17 protein-coding genes are annotated in these 21,412 nt (G+C 56.5%); 10 read left to right on the top strand and 7 right to left on the bottom strand.

The window, feature by feature from the left end:
- Nucleotides 1-88 precede the first annotated feature (88 nt).
- Nucleotides 89-1,426 (bottom strand): TolC family outer membrane protein, encoded by a 1,338-nt coding sequence (locus tag E0L16_RS17935; protein ID WP_112792287.1) that lies wholly within the window; start codon nt 1,424-1,426, stop codon nt 89-91.
- A 732-nt stretch (nt 1,427-2,158) separates the two neighbouring features.
- On the opposite strand from E0L16_RS17935, the gene E0L16_RS17930 reads away from it, so the two are divergent.
- Nucleotides 2,159-2,902, top strand: coding sequence for a DeoR/GlpR family DNA-binding transcription regulator (locus tag E0L16_RS17930; protein ID WP_107535317.1), 744 nt, complete (start codon nt 2,159-2,161; stop codon nt 2,900-2,902).
- A gap of 13 nt (nt 2,903-2,915) precedes the next feature.
- Complete coding sequence (locus E0L16_RS17925) at nt 2,916-3,980, top strand: oxidoreductase (RefSeq protein ID WP_131637647.1); 1,065 nt, start codon at nt 2,916-2,918, stop codon at nt 3,978-3,980.
- Between the two features lie 45 nt (nt 3,981-4,025).
- Here E0L16_RS17925 and cybB read toward each other — a convergent pair whose 3' ends face one another.
- The 3 genes from cybB to E0L16_RS17910 form a co-directional block, all read right to left on the bottom strand.
- The gene (cybB, locus tag E0L16_RS17920) at nt 4,026-4,556 is read right to left on the bottom strand and encodes a cytochrome b561 (RefSeq protein WP_131637645.1); all 531 of its coding nucleotides are present in this window, start codon (nt 4,554-4,556) and stop codon (nt 4,026-4,028) included.
- 87 nt (nt 4,557-4,643) lie between these two features.
- On the bottom strand, nt 4,644-6,083 hold the full coding sequence (gene aldA / locus E0L16_RS17915) for an aldehyde dehydrogenase (RefSeq protein ID WP_063866765.1): 1,440 nt from the start codon (nt 6,081-6,083) through the stop codon (nt 4,644-4,646).
- Nucleotides 6,084-6,281: 198 nt separating this feature from the next.
- Entirely contained in the window at nt 6,282-7,076 is a 795-nt protein-coding gene (locus E0L16_RS17910; RefSeq protein WP_131637643.1) for a YdcF family protein, read from the bottom strand.
- A 213-nt stretch (nt 7,077-7,289) separates the two neighbouring features.
- On the opposite strand from E0L16_RS17910, the gene E0L16_RS17905 reads away from it, so the two are divergent.
- The 4 genes from E0L16_RS17905 (at nt 7,290) to E0L16_RS17890 (ending at nt 12,156) form a co-directional block, all read left to right on the top strand.
- Nucleotides 7,290-8,945, top strand: a complete 1,656-nt coding sequence (locus E0L16_RS17905; protein WP_165498421.1) for an MFS transporter — start codon at nt 7,290-7,292, stop codon at nt 8,943-8,945.
- A 19-nt stretch (nt 8,946-8,964) separates the two neighbouring features.
- Nucleotides 8,965-10,047 (top strand): HlyD family secretion protein, encoded by a 1,083-nt coding sequence (locus tag E0L16_RS17900; RefSeq protein ID WP_107535312.1) that lies wholly within the window; start codon nt 8,965-8,967, stop codon nt 10,045-10,047.
- The gene (locus E0L16_RS17895) at nt 10,044-11,423 is read left to right on the top strand and encodes an efflux transporter outer membrane subunit (RefSeq protein ID WP_131637641.1); all 1,380 of its coding nucleotides are present in this window, start codon (nt 10,044-10,046) and stop codon (nt 11,421-11,423) included. The genes E0L16_RS17900 and E0L16_RS17895 overlap by 4 nt, the downstream gene beginning before the upstream one ends.
- Nucleotides 11,424-11,496: 73 nt before the next feature.
- Nucleotides 11,497-12,156, top strand: a complete 660-nt coding sequence (locus E0L16_RS17890; protein ID WP_131637639.1) for an O-methyltransferase — start codon at nt 11,497-11,499, stop codon at nt 12,154-12,156.
- A gap of 82 nt (nt 12,157-12,238) precedes the next feature.
- Here the strand turns inward: E0L16_RS17890 and hrpA are convergent, their stop codons facing one another.
- A complete protein-coding gene (gene hrpA / locus E0L16_RS17885; RefSeq protein WP_131637637.1) occupies nt 12,239-16,141 on the bottom strand; it encodes an ATP-dependent RNA helicase HrpA in 3,903 nt (1,300 codons plus the stop codon).
- Between the two features lie 204 nt (nt 16,142-16,345).
- Here hrpA and azoR point away from each other — a divergent pair, with 204 nt between their 5' ends.
- Nucleotides 16,346-16,951 carry an FMN-dependent NADH-azoreductase gene (azoR, locus tag E0L16_RS17880; protein ID WP_063451395.1) on the top strand — a complete coding sequence of 202 codons (606 nt, stop codon included), beginning with the start codon at nt 16,346-16,348 and terminating at the stop codon, nt 16,949-16,951.
- Nucleotides 16,952-17,041: 90 nt separating this feature from the next.
- Entirely contained in the window at nt 17,042-17,728 is a 687-nt protein-coding gene (locus E0L16_RS17875) for an RluA family pseudouridine synthase (RefSeq protein ID WP_131637635.1), read from the top strand.
- 7 nt (nt 17,729-17,735) lie between these two features.
- Here E0L16_RS17875 and E0L16_RS17870 read toward each other — a convergent pair whose 3' ends face one another.
- On the bottom strand, nt 17,736-18,275 hold the full coding sequence (locus E0L16_RS17870) for a DUF2058 domain-containing protein (protein WP_063451397.1): 540 nt from the start codon (nt 18,273-18,275) through the stop codon (nt 17,736-17,738).
- Nucleotides 18,276-18,444: 169 nt separating this feature from the next.
- Between E0L16_RS17870 and E0L16_RS17865 the strand changes: the two genes are divergently transcribed.
- Complete coding sequence (locus E0L16_RS17865; protein WP_131637633.1) at nt 18,445-19,419, top strand: DUF1852 domain-containing protein; 975 nt, start codon at nt 18,445-18,447, stop codon at nt 19,417-19,419.
- Nucleotides 19,420-19,446: 27 nt separating this feature from the next.
- A complete protein-coding gene (locus E0L16_RS17860; protein WP_063866773.1) occupies nt 19,447-20,475 on the top strand; it encodes a methionine synthase in 1,029 nt (342 codons plus the stop codon).
- A gap of 3 nt (nt 20,476-20,478) precedes the next feature.
- Here the strand turns inward: E0L16_RS17860 and E0L16_RS17855 are convergent, their stop codons facing one another.
- Nucleotides 20,479-21,411, bottom strand: a complete 933-nt coding sequence (locus E0L16_RS17855; RefSeq protein ID WP_131637631.1) for a LysR family transcriptional regulator — start codon at nt 21,409-21,411, stop codon at nt 20,479-20,481.
- Between the last annotated feature and the right edge of the window lies 1 nt (nt 21,412).

Here is a 21,412-nt window from a genome sequence, read left to right as displayed (position 1 = left end):
GATATGTCCACCAGATGGATGTAGCTATCCCTGGGAAAAATCACCCATTATTGTCTTACTTATTTCGCGCAGAAAGGCGCGCCTTTTTTTAACTCAAATCAGGTAGCTTCGCGGCAGCGTTTTTCTCGATTCCGATAAGCGGCATGAGATTATCCACTGCGGATGCGTAATTAATCGCCGCACTCCAGCCATCGTATTCAGCCATTATTTTTGCTGAGGTAGCAGCCCAGACATCCTGTTCCACGCTGAGCAGATCGTTAATGCTGCGCTTGCTCAGGGTATATTCATTTTTGTAGACGTCGCGGGCGCGCAGCGCATTTTCCAGCTGTCGTTTCCCGGCCTCCATTCGTCCTCGCGCTCCGGTCCAGTCGGCCTGCGCGACGGAGGCTTTTTGCAGGACATCAAAACGGGCCTGATCGACCTGAGTCGATGCCATCGCCCTTGCCCCTTCAGCCTGACGCACGCGCGCCGAGACCGCGCCGCCCTGATAAAGCGGTGCGTCAATATTGAGCTGGATCTGGTCATCCCAGTAGGCGCGATTATCCGACTCATACCGGGTCCGGCCCCCTTTCAGGCTCAAGGTCGGCCAGTGCTGAGACTTCGCGGTTTCGACCCCATACTGAGCGGAACGCTCCATGTTCTGTGCGGCCATCACCGCAGGAATCAGTGAATAATCAATACGATTGAGAGAACCCGGCTCCACGGCCAGACTTCCAGGTACCGGTGAATAGCGTTCAGCCTGTATGCCGGTTAATACCGCCAGCCGCGCGCGGGCGCTGTTCAGGGACGCATTGTACTGCTCTACCGTGGCCTGCATACCGGCGATACGGGTACGGGTCTGAAGCTCGTCAGAGGTGGAGCTTACGCCAGCATCGGCGCGGAGTTTTGCCAGTTGCTCAACGTTTTTAAGCGCCTGCACGTTCTCTGTTGCCGCCTGCAACAGATCGCTGTAGCGCTTGACCTCCACATAGCTGAGGGCCGTTTTTTCCGCGACGGCAGATATCGTGCCCATCAGCTGATAGCGATAGCTGTCACGCTGCGCTGAAGACTGGCTGATGCTGTTGTTGGTCTTGCCAAAATCGTACACCAGCTGCGTCAGGCTCAGGCCCCAGGCAGCGGAATTTCGCAACGAGCCGCTCGAATCGGTGGTCTGGCTGTGACCGGTGCTCCCGTTCAGGGCAATTTGTGGCATCCAGGCACTGCGCGCTTCATCTATTTGCGCCTGGCCGATCCCCAGCTGTGCCGCCTGCTGGCTCACCGACGGATCGCGGTCCAGTGCGAAAAGAATACTTTCTTTCATTGTCATTGCCGCAACGGGCGATATTCCCACCGGGCCGTTATTTGCATGCGCCGCAGTCACCACCAGCGAAATGAAGGTCAGTGAAGCAGATAATTTAAGCAACCTGTTATTGCATTTCATCTTCATTATCTCCTCCGACTCCAGGTAATGGCTAAATAATTACCCATGAAGAGGTATAAATATTTTTTCAAATATTCCCCCACTCCTGTTTGATAAATTCAGGTAATAGTTCCCCATACCCATTTCATTTGAGATGAGAGCCGTACTACGTCTATTTTATTTTAAGAATTTACTTAAAAATTAATTGATTTGCAGCATAACAAAATGTGATATGTGCAACCACACCCGCAATGTTAACGTGGTGTTGCAAACAAGAAAAAAGATGGGGTTTCTGGACAAAACGCTATAAGACGCGTTTTAAATGAAACTTATAAAACCCCTGTAATTAAAGGAAAATTCCGAAATGGCCTGATGTACATTTTTGCGTTAATTTCATCTCGAATCAGACACAAAGATTTTCAAAGAAGTGTCAACTTAAGTAATTCGGCGGATAAAATTGAACTATTATGCTATTCACTTGAACCTATATAGATACAAGCACTATTTTTTAATTATAAATTAGATAAAAAATCCAATTACCGTCTGCAAACTGGCAACTTAACCCAAATCCCTATGTAAAACATAGCAATAACAACCTGGATAAAAGTTAAATACATGTTTTTGAAGAATGATTAATGCGATATCAATAATAACCTCATTAAACTGTTTTTAGATAACATTGCACGCCTGCCTCATTTCTTTTCCTGCAAAATGCTGTAAACTGCGAGATATTGCGACATTTTGCAGGATAGTGCCCTCATGCATAAAACCGCCAGACAGAAATATGTGCTTGATATTATTAGTGAACAAGGCCAGGCCAGCATCACCGAGCTGGCAGAAAGGCTACAGGTATCGGCTGACACCATCCGTCGCGATTTGACCGACCTGGAAAAGCAGGGCCTTGCGCAAAAAAACCATGGCGGAGCCATCGCACTCAATCTCTCGACGATGACCCGTGTCAGCAGGAATACCTTGCTTCCTGAAATTAAGCAGCAATTGGGTAAACAGGTGGCGCAACATGTGCCTGCGGGCTCGACGCTTTTTCTGGACGCGGGAAGCACAATACTGGCCGTTGCCTCTTTCCTTCAGGGGCCGCTGACCATCATTACCCCTTCTCTCGATATCGCCCAGCTGGTTAGCGCTCGGGAGGATATTGACCTGATCCTGCTCGGTGGAAAGTGGGATCAGAAACAGCGCCTGTTTGCCGGAAGTGCCACCCTTTCCCTGCTCTCTCGCTACCGGGCAGATATCGCCATTCTTGGCGCATGCGCCATTCATGCCGAGCTCGGGTTAAGCGCCAGTCAGGAGGCGGATGCCGAGGTTAAGCGAGCCATGCTGGCCGCAAGCCAGGCGCGCTGGGTAGTCGCCGATCACCTGAAGCTCAACCAGTGCGAACCGTATCTGGTTTCGGGGTTATCCCAGATTCATCAACTGTTTTTAGATCGTCCCTGGGCAGAGCTCGGGGACCCTGGCGCCTTGCAGGTTACCGTTTGCGCGCATTAACGTGGAGTAGATCATGAATAAAGTGAAGACAATCAATATTGCGCTGATCGGGTATGGTTTTGTAGGTAAGACGTTTCATGCCCCGCTGATCCGGTCCGTCGATGGCCTGAAGCTGGCGGTGGTCTCATCCCGGGATGAAGAGAAGGTCAAACGCGATCTGCCCGACGTCCTCGTTGTCGCCACGCCAGAAGAGGCCATTCAGCATCCGGATATCGACCTGGTGGTGATCGCCTCCCCCAACGCGACCCATGCGCCGCTGGCTACGCTGGCCCTGAACGCCGGCAAGCACGTGGTGGTCGATAAGCCGTTCACGCTGGATATGCAGGAAGCGCGGGATCTGATTGCGCTGGCTGAAGAAAAACAGCTGCTGCTCTCTGTCTTCCATAACCGCCGCTGGGACAGCGATTTTCTCGGCATTAAGCAGGTGATTGCGCAAGGCAGCATCGGCAAGGTAAAACACCTTGAGTCACATATCGATCGTTTCCGCCCGGAAGTTCGCGTGCGCTGGAGAGAGCAAAACGTTCCCGGCAGCGGCCTGTGGTTCGACTTAGGCCCGCACATGATTGACCAGACGCTACAGCTTTTTGGACTGCCACAGTCGGTGCAGGGCAACATCGCCACGCTGCGTGACGGCGCAGAGATTAACGACTGGGCGCACGTGGTGCTGAATTATCCTGAACACAAAGTGATCCTCCATTGCAGCATGCTGGTGGCGGGCGGCGTTTCACGCTTTACGGTCCACGGCGACAAAGCCAGCGTGGTGAAAGCGCGCATCGATCAGCAGGAAGCCCAGCTGCTGGCGGGCGTCATTCCGGGCAGCGAAAGCTGGGGTGAAGACAGCGACGATATGGTGCTGTTTAATGCTCAGGGTGAAGCCAGCGCTATCCCTGCGCCAAAAGGCGATCAGCGACAATACTATATCAACGTGCGCGATGCCCTGAACGGCAAGATTGATAATCCGGTTCATCCGGTGGAAGCGCTGGCGGTGATGGCGGTGCTGGAAGCGGCGGTAAAATCGTCGGATACGGGTTCAACCCAGACGCTGAAGTTAACGGCGCAGGAGCGCGCGCAGCTCTAATAAACAGCGAAAAAAATGCCCTGCGGACTGGCAGGGCATTATCGTTTACTGACGCTTTTTCGGCATCATGCGCAGCAGCGTGTTGTCCTTCCAGAAGTAGTGATGCATTAGCGCGGCAAAGGCGTGCAAACCAATGACGAAATAGCCCAGATTCGCCAGGGTCACGTGCCACTCTTTTAACATGTCAACCAGGTCGAAATTCCCCTCCGCCGCATGCGGCATCGTCAGGCCAAAGGCAAACCAGTCATTTCCCCGGTTATACATCATCACGATGCCGATCAGCGGCAGCGCAATGAACAGCAGGTAGATAACCAGGTGCCCCAGATGAGACAGCCCGGTGATCATTGCTTTTGGCTTCGGTTGAATAGGCGGAGCCGGGAATTTAAGGCGAATAAGCAGGCGCGCCACCATCAGCACCAGGATGCTGATCCCGCAGGAAACGTGGATCATATTAATGAGCGGACGATCGCTTCGCGGGAACCATCCCCTGAACTCCATGGCGCAATAGGCCATAATAACTAACAGAAAAACCAGCCAGTGAATGCTGATTTGCAGACCCGTATATTTTGTGCGCATGTCGTTTCCCGATAAATAACAACCAACGCGCCAACATAACCACCTTTCCTGAAAATGTGAACCCCCTCGCACGGAGGGGGCTCTTGATTACGACTGCAAATAGACCACCTGCGTCTGCAAATACTCATTCAGACCGTGTTTACCGTCCGCCCCGCCGATACCGGATTTCCGCCAGCCCGCATGGAAGCCCTGCATCGCTTCAAAGTTTTCGCGGTTAATGTAGGTCTCACCGAACTTAAGCCCTTTAATGGCTTTCATGGCGACGTTCAGATCCTGCGTATAAACAGACGAGGTTAAACCGTAATCACTGTCGTTGGCCATTTTCAGCGCCTCTTCCAGCGTGTCGAAAACCACCACGGGCAGCACCGGACCAAAGGTCTCTTCGTGCATGATGGTCATATCCTGACGCACGTCCAGCAGCAGCGTTGGGGGATAGAAATACCCTTTACCTTCTGCCGCTTTACCGCCAAGGACAACTTTTGCCCCTTCCTGTACCGCGCGCGCCACCTTCTGCTCCACGCGCTCCAGCGCGGCGGCATTGATCAGCGGCCCCATGGCAATGTCGGTTCGTTCCGCCGGATTACCGAACTGGACGGCTTTCATGGCCTCGCCCAGACGATTGACAAAGCGGTCGTAGATCCCTTTCTGGACGTAAACACGTTCAGCGCAGTTACAGACCTGTCCGGTGTTGATGACGCGTGAATCGACAATGGCCTTCACGGCCAGCTCGAGGTCGGCATCGTCCATCACGATAGCCGGTGCTTTACCGCCCAGCTCCAGCCCCACTTTGGTGATGTTTTTCGCAGCCGCTGCCATGATCTTCTCGCCCGCCCCGACGCTGCCGGTCATGCTTACCATCGCCACTTTCGGGTTCCCGGCCAGCTCCTGTCCAACGGTTTCACCGCGGCCCAGCACCAGGTTAAAGACGCCTTTCGGCAGGCCAATCTCGTCGACGATTTTGGCGAACGCAATGGCGTTGTTTGGGGTAAATTCGCTCGGCTTGATAACGATAGTGTTGCCGGTAATCAGCGCGGGAGCGAGCTTACGGGCGATCAGGAAGAAGGGAAAGTTCCACGGCAGGATGCCGGTGGTCACGCCGAGGGCGCGTTTAAACACCAGAATATTCTCGCCCGGACGGTCGCTCTGAATGATTTCCCCTTCATAACGGCGCGCCCACTCGGCCATATAGTCGATATAGTCAGCGGTAAAGTTCACTTCCACTTCCGCCAGCTGCTGGATCTTGCCGCCTTCGGCCACAATCAGCGCGCTGATTTCACTGACGCGCTCGCGGATCCCGGCGGATATTTTGCGCAGCCAGCCTGCGCGTTCAATGGCAGGCAGCGCCTCCCATCCAGCCTGCGCGCGCTCTGCCGCATCAATGGCTTTGCGGGCATCCTCGGCACCGCCGTCGGGAATACGGGAAATGACCTCTTCCGTGGCCGGATTGATCACATCAATCCATGCATCACCCTGCCAGGCAACAAACTGTCCATCGATATACATAGGATGTTGTACGGGTACTGTCATAACCTGCTCCTGTAATTACACTGTATTCAACAAGTAAACTTATTGTTAAAAATTATAATTACCGGGGCAAATGCCTACTGTATGAGCCTGTTTTTGTGAGATATCTCATAAAAGAAACGGGTCAGCACGCTTCAGGAATTACAAATCGGCAACATGAGATGCCCGTTTGCGTAAAAGATGGCGCAAACGGGCAGATCGCTACAGCAGAGAACGGCTCACCAGCGCGTCGGTGAGAATGACGTCGTTTCGCAAGGTCTGCCACGCCAACTCCACCTCGGCGGGGATGTCGACGTGGGCAATAAAGTCACGCCCCGCCGGACCGTAGCCGTTAATGTCGTCCCTTAATCGCGGAAGTTCACCCAGCACCAGCGACAGGTAGCGCTCTACCGGCCATAACCCCTCAACCGGGCCGCTAAAGACCAGACCGTCGTCGCTGTTTTGCAGCACCGGGGTCAGGCCGGGGTGACTCACCCAGGCGGGCGATACGCTCTCGTCGCGGCATACGCGGGCAAACGTAGCCATTGTGCGACGCTGCATCGTCGGGTCCTGCACCACCAGCACACGTGCGGCGTTCAGCCCGGATTGTTTCATCAACGCCCAGCTGAAGCGGGCGTTTTCCCCGCAGTTGGTGGACTGGTCCTCAACGTGCAGTTTCTCAGCCGGAATATTCCAGAACTCGCGGGCGATGTCGGCCAGGATAGCCGCCTCGGCCCGCCCGGTGGTGGGTATCCTGTTGTAGCGGGGGTGTTTCGCAATCGCGGCGTAAAGGAAAGTCGTCGAGTGACCGATCCCGCCGCTGATGATCAGAGGAACACTCTGTTCAGCCGCGATTTTACAGGCAGCATCAATCGCGGGAATAACCGCGTTACCCGCCAGAATCACCAGATCAACGGGCTGGTTGTCCTGATAGTCATCCTGAGCAAGCCACGCCCCGACGGTATTCACGGCGTCGAGGGTTGTGCCAGGCAGACAGGGGAAAAGTGCCATTGTCATCGTTACCTCCTTACAGCATACAGAGCCTTCGATTATCCCCCTTTCAGCGCGTCATGCTATGGCATGAAGGCTGAAAAAACGGGCTACGACATTTTCAATGCCCCTCACATTTGATTAACAAGAGAAAATCGTATTCACTTGAATTATGATTTGCGGCAACCGTAGAATCATTAGCCCGCTCACAATTCAACTTTTTGAAAGGTAAACCCCGTTATGCGCCTGCCCCAACGCGACCCTTATGCTCCTCGCGAGTGGCAGCAACACGAGAAACCCGCCCTGCTGGGTTCCCCTTCCACCCCGGAACATCCCACTCCAAAACGGATCGCCTATGGCGTGGTCGGCCTGTTGGTGTGTTTGACCGGGGCGCTGGGTAACGCGGTCGTCACCGCCAATCTGCAAAATCTGCAAGGCACCTTCGGCGCCTGGTCAACCGAAATCGCCTGGCTGCCCGCGGTCTATGTTATGACCAACGTCTCCATAAACCTGCTGCTGGTGAAGTTTCGCCAGCAGTACGGTTTACGCGCGTTTACGGAAGGCTTCCTGGTGCTGTATGTGCTGGTCACCTTTTTCCACCTGTTTGTGAACGATCTCAGCTCGGCGCTGATGGTGCGTGCGGCGCACGGGATGGTCGCCGCCGCGCTCAGCTCGCTCGGCATTTATTACCAGATACAGGCCTGGCCCGCGAAGCATCGACTGAAGGCGCTGACCATCGGCATTACCGGATCGTCGCTGGCGATCCCGCTGGCGCGGCTGTTCTCCACCGAGCTGTTACAGCTTGACGAGTGGCGCGGACTGTACTTCTTCGAACTGGGGCTGGCCCTGATATCGCTGGCCTGCGTGATGGTGCTAAAGCTGCCCCCGGGCGATCGGCGCAAAGTTTTCGAGAAGAAAGATTTCATCACCTTCTTTTTGCTGGCACCCGGCATGGCGCTGCTGTGCGCGGTTCTGTCGTTAGGGCGTCTGGACTGGTGGTTTGAAGCGCCGTGGATCGGCTGGGCGCTGGCCCTCTCGCTGGTGCTGATTGTCTCAGCGATTGTGTTTGAGCATAACCGCAGCAACCCGCTGCTCAATACGCGTTGGCTCTCCAGCGGCAGCATCGTACGCCTGGGGCTGATTATGCTGCTGATCCGCATCGTGCTGGCGGAGCAGAACACCGGCGTCATCGGCTGGCTGCAATATGTAGGCCTACAGAATGAACAGATGACCCATCTGGCATGGGCTATTTTCGCCGGGATTGTCTGCGGTATCGTCACCAGTTGCCTGACGATTAAACCCACTAAACTGGCCTGGCCGATTATCACCTCGCTGGCGCTGATGATTATCGCCTCGCTGCTGGACAGCCAGTCCAACAACCTGACCCGACCGGATCAGCTGATGTTAAGCCAGTTCCTGCTGGGCTTCGGCAGCGCTTTCTTCCTCGCGCCTGCGATGCTGGCCGCCATTGGCGGGGTGATCGCCGACCCGCGCAACCTGGTCAGCTTTTCCGTGATGTTTGGCATGAGTCAGAACCTTGGTGGCCTGCTGGGTTCCGCGATCCTCGGCACCTTCCAGACCTGGCGCGAGAAGTACCATTCCAGCCTGCTGGCCGACCAGCTCACCACCCTGAACCCGCTGGTGAACGAACGTATTCAGCTTTACACCCAGATGTATAAAAGCCTGATTGGCGACAGTTCCCTGCTGGGCACCCAGGCCATTACCCAGCTCCAGACGGTGACGGCGCTTGAGGCAAATATTCTGGCTTACAACGATACTTATTTACTGACGGCAAGCATTGCCACTGCCACGCTGGTCTGGATTTTATGGCGCTTGCTGCGCCTGCGCATCACGGCCCGTATGGCCCTTAAGAACGCCACCGGCAATAAGTCATGATTACTTTTCAGGAGAGGTTATGAGTCAGCAGGATGCCGCCAAAGAGCAGGCCAACACCCGTAAAAACGTGCGCGTCGTGTCCATTTTCACCGCCGCGGCCATCGGTATTGTCGGGGTGCTGGTGATCCTTTATGCCTGGCAGTTGCCTCCGTTCACGCGTCACGCGCAGTTCACCGATAACGCCTACGTGCGCGGCCAGACAACGTTCATCAGTCCACAGGTAAACGGCTACATTACCGAGGTACACGTTCAGGATTTCGTGCAGGTCAAAAAAGGCGACCTGCTGTTGCAGATTGACGACCGGATCTATCGCCAGCGCGTCCATCAGGCCGAGGCGCAGCTGGCAATGAAAATCGCTGCCCTGAACAACAACCTGCAACAGCGCAAAAGTGCGGAAGCGGTGATTGCCAGAAACGAGGCGGCGTTGAAAAACGCCCGTGCCCAAAGCCTGAAAACCCAGGCGGATCTGAGGCGCGTGAAGGATCTGACCGCAGACGGCTCCCTGTCCATCCGCGAGCGCGATGCAGCGCTGGCGAGTGCCGCGCAGGGTAGCGCCGATATCGATCAGGCAAAAGCGACGCTTGAGATGTCGCGCCAGGATTTACAAACGGTCATCGTTAATCGCGGTTCGCTGGAAGCGGACGTTGAAAATGCCAAAGCCGCACTGGAACTGGCGCAGATCGATCTGCAAAACACCCGAATTGTCGCCCCGCGCGACGGCCAGCTCGGGCAGGTTGCGGTGCGTCTGGGGGCGTACGTCACTGCCGGAACGCACTTGACCACGCTGGTTCCGCCGCAGCACTGGGTGATCGCCAACATCAAAGAGACGCAGCTGGCGAATATACGCGTCGGCCAGCCGGTGAAATTCACCGTCGATGCGTTGAACGATAAAGCCTATCAGGGGCGCGTAGAGAGCATTTCCCCGGCCACTGGCGTGGAGTTCAGCGCTATCACCCCGGATAACGCCACAGGCAACTTTGTCAAAATCGCCCAGCGCATCCCGGTGCGCATTGAGGTTCTCGGTGAGGCGGAGGACTACCGGCTGCTGCGCCCTGGCATGTCGGTGCAGGTCACCATCGACACGCGGGAGGCGAAACAATGACGCTTCGCCCGATAGCTGGCCTGCTGATGATGGCTATCCTGGCGGGTTGCCAGTCGGTAGACGTTGAGCCCGCCACGTCGTCACTGCACATTCCGGCCCAGTGGCGCGCCACGTCGGGGCCGTCCAGCCCGGCAGAGCAGCTCTGGTGGCGCAATTTTCACGACAGCCATCTGAACCGCTATGTGGATCAGGCGCTGAAGAACAACAGCGACGTGCTGATTGCCCGCGAGCGGATTAATGAGTATCAGGCCCGGGTGTACGCCGCCGACGGCAGCCTGTTTCCGTCGCTAGATGCGGGCGTGACGGGAACGCGCGGGCGTTCGCAGTCCGCCGCCACCGGGCTTCCGGTATACGGTACGCTGTATAAAGGTAGCCTGACCGCCAGCTACGACGTGGATATCTGGGGCGTAAACCGCGGCACCGCCCGTGCCGCTGAAGCATCGCTGGAGGCACAAAAAGCGGCGGCTGCGGCGGCAGATCTTACCGTCGCGTCGTCGGTGGCCTCCGGGTACGTCACCCTGCTGTCGCTGGATGAACAGCTTCGCGTGACCCGTTCCACGCTGAAGTCGCGTGAAGAGGCATTTAACCTTGCTAAACGGCAGTTTGAGACGGGATACAGCTCTCGCCTTGAGCTGATGCAATCGGATTCTGAGCTGCGCGCTACCCGCGCGCAGGTTCCACTTCTTCAGCACCAGATTGCGCAACAGGAGAATGCGCTTAGACTGCTGCTTGGCGGCAATCCGGGTGACGTTCCGCGCGGTGAAAGCTTCGACGCCCTGACGCCGCTGAAACTGCCTTCACAACTGCCGTCGACGTTACTTAACCGACGTCCGGATATCGTCCAGGCGGAACGTCAGCTCGTTGCGGCGGACGCGACGCTGGCGTCATCGCGCGCCAGCCTGCTGCCGTCCATCAACCTCACGGCCACGGGATCGGTGCAGGATCGCACGCTGTCGGGATTGCTGGATAACCCCCTACAGCTCTGGAGCGTGGGCGGCAGCATTCTTGCGCCGCTGCTGAACCGTCAGGCGCTGAATGCACAGGTGGATATCTCTCAGTCCCAGCGCAATCAGGCGCTATACAGCTACGAAAAAACCGTACGTAACGCGTTTGTCGAGGTGAATGACAGCCTTGATGCCATCACCCGCTATCAGGAACAGCTTACCGAGCTGCTGGCACAGCAGCAGGTCGCGCAGGAGACGCTGCGGATTGCGCAAAACCGCTACCGCAACGGGTACTCTTCCTATCTGGATGTGCTCGACGCGCAGCGCACCTTATTCTCGGTGCAGACCAGCGTGGTTCAGGTGAAAAATAACCTGCTGCTGGCGCAAATTGATTTGTATAAAGCGCTGGGCGGCGGTTGGGCCAGTGCGTGAAAACATGCCGGGTGGCGGCTACGCCTTACCCGGCCTACACTTCGCATCTGGCGATCCCCCAAGGAGTCAATCTATGCAACAGCAGTGGTGTTCAGTAGATAATTACATGATTTCGTCGCTTATTCCTGAAGATGAGGTTCTCCAGAACGTTCTTGAAAACAACAAACGCGCCGGTTTACCCGAGCACGACGTTGCCGCAAATCAGGGGCAACTGCTGGCGCTGTTTGTCCGCATGACGCAGGCCCGCCGCATTCTGGAGATCGGTACGCTTGGTGCATATAGCTCAATCTGGATGGCGCGTGCCCTGCCGCCGGACGGAAAGCTGATTACGCTAGAAGCGGACCCGACACATTCCGCAGTTGCACGCCAAAATATTCATCTTGCGGGACTCGGCGATCGCATAGAACTGATTGAAGGCCCGGCGCTAAAGTCGCTCGAGAATTTCGGTGATGTCCCGCCCTTTGACCTGATCTTTATTGATGCCGATAAGCCAAACAACCCCGGCTACCTGGAGTGGGCGCTGCACTACTCCCGTCCCGGCACGGTCATTATCGGCGATAACGTGGTGCGCGACGGCGAGGTAGTTAACGGGCAAAGCGACGATGCACGCGTGCAGGGGGTACGGAAGTTTATCGAGATGACTGGAGATAACCCACGCTTAACCGCCACCGCGCTGCAAACGGTGGGCGTTAAGGGATGGGATGGGTTTACGCTGGCGATGGTGGAACGATAAAAAGCCGGGTGGCAGCCACGCCTTACCCGGCCTACATGTTCTTCCGTAGGCCCGGTAAGCGCAGCGCCACCGGGCAAAGGTTTTAGCCGGAGATCTGCTCCATCGCCTGCAAGATACGCTTGTCCGAAATCGGGTACGGCGTGCCAAGCTGCTGAGCGAAGAAGCTGACGCGCAGCTCCTCGATCATCCAGCGGATCTCCTGCACGTCATCATCCTCCCGACGCGCCGGCGGCAGTTTGTTCAGCCACTGCTGCCATGCCTGCTGCACGTTTTCGACTTTCAGCATCTGCGCCCGGTCGCGATGCGGATCGATCGCCATTTTCTCCAGACGTTTTTCAATCGCCTGCAAATAACGCAGCGTATCGACCAGCCGCTTAAAGCCGTTGCCGGTCACAAAACCGCGATAGACCAGCCCGGCCATCTGCGCCTTCACGTCCGACAGCCCCAGCGCCATGGTCATATCCACCCGCCCTTTCAGGCGCTTGTTGATATTGAACACGGCGGTGAGGATCTGCTCGACCTGTTTCGCAATCTCTACCACGGTATCGTTCAGCTCCGCGCGCACCTTTTCATGAAGCTGAGCAAAGCCCTCTTCCGTCCAGACCGGACCGCCCGCCTCGTGGATCAGCTTGTCCACGCCGCAGGAGATGCAGTCGTCAATCAGATCCAGCACTTTGCCGTACGGGTTAAAGTACAGCCCCAGCTTGGCTTTGTTCGGCAGCTTCTCGTGCAGATACTTAATTGGCGATGGGATGTTGAGCAGCAGCAGTCGACGCAGCCCGCGCCACATCATCTGCTGCTGCTCCTGCGGATTGTCAAAGAGCTTAATCGCCACGCTGTCGCGCTCATCCACCAGCGCAGGCCAGGCTTTCACCTTGTAGTTCCCGCGCTTCTGCTCGTAGCTTTCCGGAAGGTGACCAAAGCTCCAGATATGCAGCCCGCTCTGCTCGATACCGTCGTCCGCCACGGCAGACAGGGTTTCCTGCACTTTGCCCTTCAGGGCGTCCTTCAGTTCCGAAAGCGAGCGGCCTTCAAGCAGCTTTTTGTTTTTATCGTCCACCACGCGGAAGGTGATTTTCAGGTGATCGGGCACCTGATCCCAGTTCCAGTCCTCGCGGTCAATGGTGGTCCCGGTCATACGGCGGAACTCGCGCTCAAGCGCGTCCAGCAGCGGCAGCTCCAGCGGCGTGACGCGGCCTAAAAAGGCTTCGGCGTAGTTCGGTGCTGGCACAAAATTGCGCCGTACCGGCTTTGGCAGCGACTTAATCAGCGCAATCACCAGCTCGCGGCGCAGGCCGGGAATTTGCCACTCGAACCCGCTCTCTTCCACCTGGTTTAACAGCGGCAGCGGAATGTGCACCGTCACGCCATCGGCATCCGCGCCCGGCTCAAACTGATAGGTCAGCCGCAGCTTGAGGTTCCCCTGATGCCAGAAGTTCGGGTAGTCGAGCTTGCTGACCGACTCCGCGCCCTCTTTGATCAGCATGCTCTTTTCGAAGTTGAGCAGGTCCGGGGTCTCTTTGCTGGCTTTCTTCCACCAGCTGTCGAAATGGCGCGCTGAGATCACATCGTGGCTGATGCGCTGGTCGTAAAACTCAAACAGCGTCTCGTCGTCCACCAGAATGTCGCGGCGGCGGGACTTGTGCTCAAGCTCTTCCACCTCGGCGCGAAGCTTCAGGTTTTCGCGGAAGAACGCGTGGCGCGTCTGCCAGTCGCCCTCCACCAGCGCATGGCGGATAAACAGCTCGCGACTTAACGCCGGATCGATCTGGCTGTAGTTAACCTTCCGCGCAGCGACCACCGGCAGGCCATAGACGGTGACTTTTTCGGTTGCCATCACCGCGCCCTGCCCGCGCTCCCAGTGCGGCTCGCTGTACGAGCGTTTCAGCAGGTGCTGCGCCACCGGTTCAACCCACTCCGGATCGATGCGTGCGGCAATTCGCCCCCACAGACGGCTGGTTTCCACCAGCTCGGCAACCATGGTCCACTTCGGCGGCTTTTTGAACAAGCCCGAGCCCGGGAAGATCGAGAATCGCGCGTTACGTGCCCCGGTATACTCCTGCTTATCGGCATCCTTCATCCCGATATGGGACAGCAGGCCGGTCAGCAAGGCGATATGAATTTCGCGGTACTCCGCCGGTTCACTGTTCACCGGGATGCCCAGCTCTTTTACCACCTGGCGCAGCTGGGTATAGATATCCTGCCACTCGCGCACGCGCAGGTAGTTGAGGAAATCCACCCGGCACTGACGGCGGAACTGATTCGAAGAGAGCGCTTTTTGCTGCTCGCCGAGATAGTTCCACAGGTTCACAAAGGCCAGGAAATCAGACTCTTTATCGTGGAAGCGACGGTGTTTTTCATCCGACGCCTGCTGTTTGTCCATCGGGCGCTCGCGCGGATCCTGAATGGAGAGCGCCGAGGTGATGATCATCGCCTCGCGCACGCAGCCATGCTTTTGCGCTTCCAGCACCATGCGCGCCAGACGCGGATCGACCGGGAGCTGGCTAAGCTGACGGCCTAATGGCGTTAGCTTGTAGGCCGTCGCCTGCTCGTCGGTGGTGATGGCGCCCAGCTCTTCCAGCAGGCGCACCCCGTCCTGAATATTGCGCTTGTCCGGCGCTTCCACAAACGGGAAGGCGGCGATATCGCCCAGCCCCAGCGCGGTCATTTGCAGAATAACGGACGCCAGGTTGGTGCGCAGGATCTCGGGGTCGGTAAACGCCGGGCGCGACAGGAAATCGTCTTCCGAATAGAGACGAATACAGATCCCTTCCGACACGCGGCCACAGCGCCCCTTACGCTGATTCGCCGATGCCTGCGATACCGGCTCGATCGGCAGGCGCTGGACCTTGGTACGGTAGCTGTAGCGGCTGATGCGCGCCGTGCCAGGGTCGATCACGTATTTGATGCCCGGCACGGTGAGCGAAGTTTCGGCCACGTTGGTCGCCAGCACGATGCGGCGCCCGCCGTGCGGCTGGAACACGCGGTTCTGCTCGCTGTTCGACAGGCGCGCGTACAGCGGCAGGATCTCAGTATGGCGCAGGTCGCGCTTGCTGAGCGCATCGGCGGTGTCGCGGATTTCGCGCTCGCCGCTCATAAAGATCAGAATGTCGCCCGAACTCTCGTTGCCCAGCTCGTCGACGGCATCAAAGATGGCCTGAAGCTGGTCGCGCTCGGTATCGTCCGCCTCTTCAACAATCGGGCGATAGCGCACTTCCACCGGATAGGTGCGGCCCGACACTTCAATAATCGGCGCATTGTTAAAATGTTTTGAGAAGCGCTCCGGGTCGATGGTCGCGGAAGTGATGATGATTTTCAGATCCGGACGGCGCGGCAGCAGCTCTTTCAGGTAGCCGAGCAGGAAGTCGATATTCAGGCTGCGCTCGTGCGCTTCATCGATGATGATGGTGTCGTATTGCATCAGCAGACGATCCTGCTGGATTTCCGCCAGCAGAATACCGTCGGTCATCAACTTAACCATAGTGTTGTCGCTGACGCGATCGCTGAATCGCACCTTGTAGCCGATGCAGCCGCCCGGCTCCGTTTGCAGCTCTTCGGCAATACGGTTCGCCACGGTGCGCGCCGCCAGACGACGCGGCTGGGTATGGCCAATCAGCCCCTTCACCCCGCGGCCCAGCTCCATGCAGATTTTCGGCAACTGGGTTGTTTTACCTGAACCGGTTTCGCCCGCGACAATCACCACCTGGTGGTCGCGTACGGCCTCAAGAATGTCCTGTTTTTTCTGGCTGACGGGCAGGTTTTCCGGGTAGGTGATCTCCGGGCGTGCGGCTTCGCGCAGCACAACCTTCCCTGCCGCCTGTTCAATCTCTTTGGCCATCTCCTGGTAAATGGCCTGTTGTGCATCAGGATTTTTAACCTTCTTAACGCCGTGCAGGCGGCGCGCAAACCGCTGTTTATCGCGCAGCATCAGCGAATTAAGCTGCTGCATCAGCATCGGGAAGGTCAATTTTTGTTGTTCTGTCATAGCGTTAACGGGCAGTGCACTGCCGGATAAAATCTCTTTTTAATGATTGCTATAGAGTACCACATCAACGCTTTTCGCGCCTTATTCAAAAAATTCGAACATAGACTTCGATATATTGCGCTATCCCTGTGGCAGGATTGTGAATAAAGTGTCAACAAGCAACGGGGCAACCCCCTTCAATCAAATACAAAACAGGAATTTCCCATGAGCAAAGTATTAGTGTTGAAATCCAGTATTCTGGCAGGGTACTCACAGTCTGGTCAGCTGTCCGACTATTTCGTTGAGCAGTGGCGCGAACAGCATACTGCGGATGAAATCACCGTTCGCGACCTGGCGGCAAACCCGATTCCTGTGCTGGACGGCGAGCTGGTTGGCGCGCTGCGTCCGAGCGATGCGCCTTTGTCCCCACGTCAGCAGGAAGCCCTGGCGCTCTCCGACGAGCTGATTGCTGAATTGCAGGCGCACGACGTTATCGTGATCAACGCCCCAATGTACAACTTCAACATTCCTACCCAGCTGAAGAACTACTTCGACCTGGTGGCGCGCGCTGGCGTAACCTTCCGTTACACCGAGAACGGCCCGGAAGGTCTGGTAAAAGGTAAACGCGCTATCGTCCTGACCAGCCGCGGCGGTATTCACAAAGATACCCCAACCGACCTGGTGGCACCGTACATGACGCTGTTCCTCGGCTTCATCGGCATTACCGACGTGAACTTCGTGTTCGCTGAAGGTATCGCTTACGGCCCGGAAGTGGCTACCAAAGCGCAGTCCGACGCGAAAGCCGCTATCGACAGCCTGGTCGCTGCCTAAGATCTCCCCCTCTCACCGCCCGGTGGGAGGGTTTTTCTTTTCCTGCATATTTCGTTATCATCCGCACCCACTCTCCAGCCGGGCGGCCTGATGTCTGTCATTATCGATACTTTTATTGCACCACCCTGTCACGACGACATTGAGATCTTATGGCAGGACGAACATCTGCTGCTGATCAACAAACCTTCCGGCCTGCTTAGCCTCTCTGGGAAAAATCCGCAAAACCGCGATTCCGTTCACCATCGTCTGGTGCAAACCTTTCCTGGCTGCACGCTGGTGCATCGCCTTGATTTTGGCACCTCGGGCCTGATGGTCATTGCGCGTAACAAGGCGATTAACGCCGCGCTTTGTCACCAGTTCAGCCAGCGCGCCGTCAGCAAGGTTTACACCGCCCTGCTGTGCGGACATGTGGAAGAGGATGAAGGGACCGTGGATGCGCCGATTGCCAAAGATCCGGCGCTGTTTCCGCTGATGACGATCTGTTCACTCACCGGTAAACCCGCCCGCTCCCGCTACCGGGTGGTGGAACGTCTATACCAGGATACGAAAATGCCGTTGACGCGCGTGGAACTTATCCCGGAGACCGGGCGCACCCACCAGCTGCGCATTCATTGCCAGCAGTTAGGCCACCCTATTTTGGGGTGCGATCTGTATGGGGGCCTGGAATGGCCGGGCGCTGAAGAAACGCCCCGGCTGATGCTGCATGCAAGCGAACTGAGTTTTATGCATCCGCTGAGCGGCGAGACCATGAATGCCCGTCACGCCGCGCCATTCTGAACGAGGTTTACCACATTAAATCGTCAGGGATTTTGAAGTCTGCGTACGGATCGTCTTCGTCCTGCTCTTCCTGACTCAGCGCGCTGTTTAGCACAATGCTGTCCGCATCGCGCTGGGCAATTTTATCCGCTACCACCGCCGGAATAATCGCATATTCACAGTCGCCATTCGCGTTGATCACCAGACGGGCAATGGCCAGACGACCGTTAATCAGCTGGGTTTGGGTCTGCTTATCAACATCGATTTTTTTGATCAGGTTGCCGTCGGTAAAGTTAAAGGTGATGTTGCCCCTCGCCACGGTGATGCGGTTCATCTCAATCAGCTGCTTCACCTGCGCCTTAAACTCTTTGGCCAGCACCGCCTGTTTTTGCTGTTCGCTCAGCTGCTTGTCACGCTCAAGCTGCGCTTTCTTATTCTCTTCAACGGCTTCTCTCGCCTCGCGAGCCTGGACGCGGGATTTTTTTGCCGTGCGCTGGACCTTCGCCATCTTTTTGCTGCTGACTAAGCCCGCTTTCAGCATCTGCTCTTGTAGGGTGAGTTTTGTCATGATCGTTTAAACCGGTTGGAAATGTCGGGGGATTATACCTGAATTGCGCAGTTCATGAAGAACCCTCATGACGCAGTGAAATTAAGTCACTTCCCCTGCGCCAGTGGCTCAGGCATAAATTATGCATTGATAACGTCCCGGCAACATGAACTTAGGATGCATAACGAAAATGAGTCAGGCTTTCACATTTACCCTTAAGCGCAGTTGCTTTGATGAAAACTATAACCCGTCAGAAAACACGCGCACGACCACCAACTTCGCCAACCTCGCCCGTGGGGAAAAACGTCAGGAAAACCTGCGCAATACGCTGGTGATGATCAACAATCGCTTTAACGCGCTGGCGAGCTGGGATAACCCCAAGGCGGACCGCTACGCCGTTGAGCTGGAGATTGTATCGGTCGATATGAATATTGGCGGGGAATTTACCTTCCCGGCCATCGAAATTCTGCAAACGACGATCGTGGATAAAAAGACCGGCGAGCGCATTGAGGGCATCGTCGGGAATAACTTCTCATCCTATGTCCGTGACTATGATTTCAGCGTCCTGCTGCTGGAGCACAATAAAGATCAATCCCGTTTTACTCTCCCCGAGAATTTCGGTGAGCTGCACGGCAATATTTTTAAGTGTTTTGTGCATTCTGCGGAATATCGGGAGAACTTCAAAAAAGCGCCGGTGATCTGCCTGAGCGTTTCCAGCAAAGATACCTACCGCCGCACCGGTAACCACCATCCGGTGCTGGGCCTGGAGTACCAGCCGGACGGCGAGTCGCTGACGGAGCAGTATTTCGCCAAAATGGGCCTTAAGGTTCGCTACTTCATGCCTGAGAACAGCGTCGCGCCTTTTGCCTTCTTCTTCACCGGCGATTTACTGCGTGATTACACCAATCTGGAGCTGATCGGCACCATCAGCACGATGGAGACGTTCCAGAAAATTTATCGCCCGGAAATTTATAATGCTAATTCCGCCGCGGGGCAGTGCTATCAGCCCGACCTGAATCAGCAGGATCACTCATTAACCAAAATCGTTTATGACCGTGAAGAGCGCAGCCGTCTGGCCATTGAGCAGGGGAAATATACCGAAGAGCGGTTCATCAAACCCTATATAACCCTTCTTGAGCAGTGGTCTCAGCACTTCACGCTTTAATTTAATACGGATAAAAGGTTTCTACTTATGAAAACATTGCTCCCGACATCGACGGCTGGCAGCCTGCCGAAACCCACCTGGCTTGCGCAGCCGGAAACACTCTGGTCGCCGTGGAAATTACAGGACGACGAATTACTGGCAGGGAAACAGGATGCGCTGCGTTTGTCTCTGGACGAGCAACTCCGCGCCGGGATTGATATCGTCAGCGATGGCGAACAAACCCGCCAGCATTTCGTTACCACCTTTATTGAACACCTGAGCGGAGTGGATTTTGAGAACCGCCAGACGGTGCGCATCCGTAATCGCTATGATGCGAGCGTGCCGACCGTGGTGGATGCAGTAGCGCGCCAGAAACCGGTGTTCGTCGACGACGCGAAGTACCTGCGCCAGCTTACGGACAAGCCGATCAAGTGGGCGCTGCCCGGCCCCATGACCATGATCGACACGCTCTACGATGCCCACTATAAAAGCCGCGAAAAGCTGGCCTGGGAGTTCGCTAAAATCCTCAATCAGGAAGCGCGCGAGCTGGAAGCGGCAGGCGTTGACATCATTCAGTTCGATGAACCGGCCTTTAACGTCTTTTTCGACGAGGTGAACGACTGGGGTATCGCCGCGCTGGAGCGCGCCATTGAAGGGCTGAAGTGCGAAACCGCAGTACATATCTGCTACGGTTACGGCATCAAAGCCAATACGGACTGGAAAAAGACGCTCGGCTCCGAGTGGCGCCAGTATGAAGAGGCGTTTCCTAAATTGCAGACCTCGAAGATCGATATCATTTCGCTGGAGTGCCACAACTCGCGCGTGCCGATGGATCTGCTGGAGCTGATCCGCGGCAAAAAAGTGATGGTCGGGGCGATTGACGTCGCCACTCAAACCATCGAAACGCCGGAAGAGGTCGCCGATACGCTGCGCAAGGCGTTGCAGTTTGTGGATGCAGACAAGCTTTATCCGTCGACCAACTGCGGCATGGCTCCCCTTTCCCGCCAGGTTGCCAACGGTAAGCTCAAGGCATTAAGCGCCGGGGCAGAGATCCTCCGCCGCGAGCTTGCCCGTTAAACCTCAGGTTTGCCAGTACAGCGGCGTACCGAACCGTTCAATATAGTAATCAATCACCGCCCTGACGTTCAGGGGCGGATGACGCGCGTTCGGGTAAATCGCCGCAATCGTCAGCGGCTCCGTATTGATTGAACACTCCCTCTCCGGCAGCAATGCCACCAGCTCTCCGCTTTTCAGCCGTTCGCTCACCATCCAGTCGGGGAAAAGCACAATGCCCATGCCGCCCAGCGCCGAAATCAGGAGCGTTTCCGCGTTATTGGAGGTCATCAACGGTACGACGGGATAGTGAACCCACGCCTCGCCCGGCAACCGGATCAGCCAGCGGTTAGGCCCGGACGATCCGCGGTACACCAGACAGCGGTGACGGCTAAGATCGTCCGGCCCCTCAGGCGCGCCATGTTTGCGCAGATAGTCCGGCGAGGCCGCCAGATGGTAGAACTGCTGCCCAAACACCCGGGCGTGAAACGAGGAGTCCGTCAGCGCGCCGATGCGAAAGATAACGTCCGCGGCGTCGCGGTGAGGATCGATAAAATCGTCGGTGAGGGTAAGTTCAACGGAGAGACGGGGATAACGCGCCAGAAGCCCAGGCAGGCCCGGCGCGATGTGCCGTTGTCCGAAAAAGACCGGGCCATTGATGCGCAGCGTGCCCGACGGCTCGCGGGCGCGTTCATCCAGCTCGCGTCGCGCATCCTCCAGGTTCCCGGCCATCGCCCGCGCATAGCGAACAAAAAGATGTCCGCTCTCTGTGGGCATAATCGCCCGCGTGTTGCGGTAGAACAGCTGTTGCCCGATGGCGTCCTCAAGCTGGTGGATCACGCGTGAAACCTGCGACGCGGAGATCCCTTCCCGCCGCGCGACCACGGAAAAATTTTGCGTTTCGTATACGTCGATGAAGATCAGCAGCGCGCGAATGCTGATATGTCCGGCATCCATCATT

The sequence above is a fragment of the Enterobacter quasihormaechei genome, assembly GCF_004331385.1.
Classification (GTDB): domain Bacteria; phylum Pseudomonadota; class Gammaproteobacteria; order Enterobacterales; family Enterobacteriaceae; genus Enterobacter; species Enterobacter quasihormaechei.
The sequence above is the reverse complement of the archived record's forward strand: the minus strand, read 5'-3'. Positions and strand labels throughout refer to the sequence as shown.